Below are 323 nucleotides of genomic sequence, written 5' to 3' on the forward strand. Positions count from 1 at the left end.
TATCTGTCAGGTGGCCAAGTCGGCGTATTTTTTGGCGGGTTTTACATAGCTTGTTCGCGATGTTTACCAGCTTTCTGGCGACCGCAGTGATGATGACTTTATGCGGTTTTCCGACCTTTCGGAGCCAATCTGCGAAGGCCTTCAGGCTCGGGTTGTGATGCGTGGCTACTAGAGCTGCTTGGAACATCACGTGCCTCAGCGCCCGGAAGCCACCAGCGATTGCACGCTTTCCAGGAAGTGTTCCGCTGTCTTGAGCTATGGGAGCCAACCCGGTGATGGCGGCGGCCGCTTCGCCTGTGATAGTGCCGATCTCTGGCATTTCT

1 protein-coding gene is annotated in these 323 nt (G+C 55.7%); it reads right to left on the reverse strand.

Annotated features, from left to right (window positions below):
* On the reverse strand, positions 1-323 hold a 323-nt coding region (locus tag J1C49_RS21620), incomplete at both ends, for a transposase (protein WP_227447867.1).

It is taken from the genome of Cognatishimia sp. F0-27, from assembly GCF_020667845.1.
Lineage (GTDB): Bacteria > Pseudomonadota > Alphaproteobacteria > Rhodobacterales > Rhodobacteraceae > JAFMPQ01.